This window comes from Turicibacter sp., from assembly GCF_017941855.1.
Lineage (GTDB): Bacteria > Bacillota_I > Bacilli_A > MOL361 > Turicibacteraceae > Turicibacter > Turicibacter sanguinis.
This window is the reverse complement of record NZ_JAGAVR010000078.1, coordinates 1-3,789: the sequence shown is the minus strand read 5'-3', so window position 1 is coordinate 3,789 and position 3,789 is coordinate 1. Positions and strand designations below refer to the sequence as shown.

At 35.6% G+C, this 3,789-nt stretch carries 3 protein-coding genes; all 3 read right to left on the bottom strand.

What is annotated here, in order from left to right:
* Positions 1–10: 10 nt before the first annotated feature.
* The 3 genes from J6D32_RS09215 to J6D32_RS09205 all read right to left on the bottom strand — a co-directional run bounded on the left by J6D32_RS09215 (position 11) and on the right by J6D32_RS09205 (position 3,603).
* Positions 11–1,693, bottom strand: a complete 1,683-nt coding sequence (locus tag J6D32_RS09215) for a putative glycosyltransferase family protein (protein ID WP_009607388.1) — start codon at positions 1,691–1,693, stop codon at positions 11–13.
* A 75-nt stretch (positions 1,694–1,768) separates the two neighbouring features.
* Positions 1,769–2,527 carry a prepilin peptidase gene (locus J6D32_RS09210; RefSeq protein ID WP_195217953.1) on the bottom strand — a complete coding sequence of 253 codons (759 nt, stop codon included), beginning with the start codon at positions 2,525–2,527 and terminating at the stop codon, positions 1,769–1,771.
* A 50-nt stretch (positions 2,528–2,577) separates the two neighbouring features.
* Positions 2,578–3,603 (bottom strand): type IV pilus twitching motility protein PilT, encoded by a 1,026-nt coding sequence (locus J6D32_RS09205; protein ID WP_195248491.1) that lies wholly within the window; start codon positions 3,601–3,603, stop codon positions 2,578–2,580.
* Positions 3,604–3,789: the final 186 nt, after the last annotated feature.

Sequence of the window (3,789 nt, the reverse complement as noted above, 5' to 3'; positions counted from 1 at the left end):
CCCCTTTGATTTATATTTTTTTAAGTTTGGAACGGCCTACAATTAAAATAAAAGCAATGAAACTAATAATACTAATACCAAGCGTTATATGTTGTAATGTTGTTCCTTCATAGGAAACCACAACTATTCCATTTCCTACAACTTCTGGAATAACAAAACTAACAGCTCCATTGCTACCTGATATCACTTCAAGTGATCGACCCTCTAGTTTAGCACCATAACCCTTGTAATAAAGTAGCGGCACTTCAACTTGTAAGTCTGGTTGAGTCTGCCCTTCGAATTCAATGGTAATCGTTGTCCCCTCTTGTTTTGTTTTGTATTCAATTTCTTGATTTACACGATATCGATTTTCAAGTCCATACATATTGATAATATTAGTTTTTAAAGGGACATATTCAGAATTTCCAACCGGATAATCACGATCATTAACTGCATACTCTGATATCTCCTCGCGAACTAAAAGACTTGAATCTACTTTCGTCATATATCTCAACGTTTCAATTTGCGCTTCTACCCCAACTATGACACTAAGGATTACCGTTAAAATCCCTAACACTTTAGCATAGCTCGTTGAATATGAATAAAAAATAGCAAAAGCTAAAACTAATAATGACGTTGCTATCATTAATAATCGCCACACAAACTGAAGACTTTCAAAGACTTTAGCATACTTTAAAACTTCATACCATGGGAAAATATCACTCATCATCACTAATACAACAAGACTAATGATGACACTTCCCCAGGCAACAACTGATAATTTTTTAGGAATTTCTTGAATCTGTGCTGCCAAACCTATCGCAATAATCCCCATTACTGAAAATCCAATTCCACCAGGAAACCACTCATTAGGATGACCTTCAATTTTTGAATCTAAAAAAATAGCCTTTAATGGTAAAACAGAATCACCTAAATAATACGCAATATCTTCAGACATTTTAAGTTTTTGGTCCATTAACTGTTCAAACATTGGAAATAGGAAAAAACTAACTAACAAAATCGTCATTCCTGTTGCTTTAATTAAATTCCATAATCGTCTAGGTTCTTTAATCATCTTTGGAATAAACACAATACAAATCACAACCATAACAGATGACCACATAGCTCCGCTCAGTAAATGAGATAAGAAAATTCCTGTAAATCCAATCGTTAACTCATACCATTGTCGGTCATCATCAAAAAAGATATAGTAAATTCCTAGTAAAACAAATGGAATAAACATAAACGCTAGCACTTCTCCCAGTGCTGCTCTTGTCCAAACATCAACAACTCGGTATAACGATACCGTATAAAGAAGCATCCCAAGTCTTGATGCCCACTCCTGACGGGTAATCTTTATTAGCGTACGATACATAAAAATAGCAGTCAAAATTGTACACACTAAAATCAAGCCTTTATATGCCCAAATGACACCTATCCCTGTTAAACAAAGAAAGGCAGCGGGATATAAAAATAAATCGGGATACATAAGACCATTTGCATATCCGTACCCTTTAAAATAATGTGGATAAATTCGAACCGGTAATTCTCCAAATCGGATCCCTTCAGATAACGATTCAATTCTCGCTAAATGAAACGATAAATCATGTCCCTTTGGCAAGTCATTCATAAATAATCCAAAGCAACTCAATCCAACAGCTGCAACTAAAAATACTAATAACCCTACATTCAATCTTTTTGTTAGAAAATTCATTCTCTAAACCTCCTGCTATAAAACAAAAACCTATTTTATCCAATTCAAAAAAGAAAGTCAAATGACTTTCCTTTTCTAAAATAAATTAAAATACCAATCTAATAACGACTGCCCATAAAACAAACAAATATACGAGGCCATTGCAATAAATGGCCCGAACCCAATGACTTTTGCTTTATCTTTCATAAATAATAAAATATAACTTAAAGCAATAACTGACGCGATAAAAATAGATAAAAAGGTTGGCGCTATTCCAAGAACAAAACCAACGACAGCATAAAGTTTGATGTCTCCACCACCTAGTGCCTCTTTCTTAAATAAAAGTTGTCCGAGTAATCCAATGACGTAAAGTGTCAAAAAACCAACGACTCCACTTACCAAAGCACTCATCAAATCGAGTTGTGGATAAAGCACATATAAAAAAACGATGATAGCTCCCCAAAACAGCAACACCTTATCAAGAATCAATTGATAATAAATGTCCGACACGGTGATGATGATTAGCATTGAGAGAAAGGCCCACGCAACAAAAATATGTCCTGTTTCAAATCCTTCAAAACCATAAAACCAAACCGGGAACACAAATAGAAGTCCCGCTACGATTTCTGATAATAAATAAATCGGCTTAATGTGCATTTTACATTCACGACATTTTCCACCCTGAATGATATATGAGAGAATCGGCATTAATTCAATAGCTGTCAGTTGATGTCCACACCCCGGACATCTCGAACGGTCGCTCACCCAGTTTTCTCCGATTGGCATCCGGTAACCCACGACGTGGTAAAAGGACCCAAGAGCAGCTCCCAAAAATAAAAGTAATAAGTAAAACAAACGAAAACCTCCTTTCATCATACTATACGCTATTTCTCTACCACTTCTTTTTATTCTAAATATGCTTTTGCATCTTCCATTCCAATGACCCCATACATCATCTGTTCTTTAATTGCCATTTCCATGGTTTGCATCCCCATCTCTTTACTCGTTTGGATGACACTTGGAATTTGATAAACTTTTTCTTGACGGATTAAATTTGCGATAGCAGGAGTATTGACCATAATCTCACACACAGCTTTACGACCATCACTATCTTGACGCTTAAATAGACGCTGCGCTACTACCCCAACTAGACTTCCAGCTAACTGCATACGAATTTGAGTTTGCTTCTCTGCTGGGAAAACATCAATAATACGTTCAATCGTTGAAGCGGCTGATGAAGTATGTAGCGTTCCAATCACTAAATGGCCTGTTTCAGCTGCTGTTAAAGCAATTTGTATAGTTTCTAAATCGCGCATCTCCCCTACTAAAATAATATCTGGATCCTGGCGAAGGGCAACACGTAATGCAGAATTAAAATCCTTCACATCTGATCCAATTTCCCTTTGATTAATCACACATTTATTATGTTTATGCTGAAACTCAATCGGATCTTCAAGCGTAATAATATGCTTATGGGCGTTTTGATTCACATAATTAATCATGGCAGCTAACGTGGTTGATTTACCTGAACCTGTAGGACCAGTTACTAACACAAGCCCGCGTGGTTTATCCATAAAAGCTTTTAAAATAGGAGGTAACTCAAGTTCTTCAAATGTAGGAATTTTATTTGGAATCGGTCGAATAGCCAGTGCCATTTGGCCACGTTGATAATAAGCATTTACACGAAAACGTGAAACCCCCGGAATACTATGAGAAAAATCTAGCTGATAATTTTCTTGAAAGCTTTCAAAATGATCTTGCGGAGTAATTTCATGTGCTAATGCTGTCACAATTGACGGTGCTAAGACGTCATCATTTAAGGGGCGTAATTCTCCCCTTAAACGAATCATCACTGGTACCCCTACTGTAATATGAATATCTGAGGCTTTAAGCGTAATCGCCTCCGTTAAAATCTCATTAATTGATTGCATATACTTTCTCCCTTAATTACTAAATATAAAACTATTTGAATTGTATTTTTGTAATAAAAAGCTACACATATTGTGTAGCTTTTTAATTAGAATAAATTTGGAAGATTAGAAATTCCATTCTCATCTACTTGTTTAATTGTTTTAATTTCAACAGCTTGACTTTGAGCCCCTACTGATAAATTATTT

Bases quoted from the DNA above. Each gene is read 5' to 3' on its own strand.
- J6D32_RS09205 (WP_195248491.1), bottom strand. From the start codon at position 3,603: ATGCAATCAATTAATGAGATTTTAACGGAGGCGATTACGCTTAAAGCC.
- J6D32_RS09215 (WP_009607388.1), bottom strand. From the start codon at position 1,693: ATGAATTTTCTAACAAAAAGATTGAATGTAGGGTTATTAGTATTTTTA.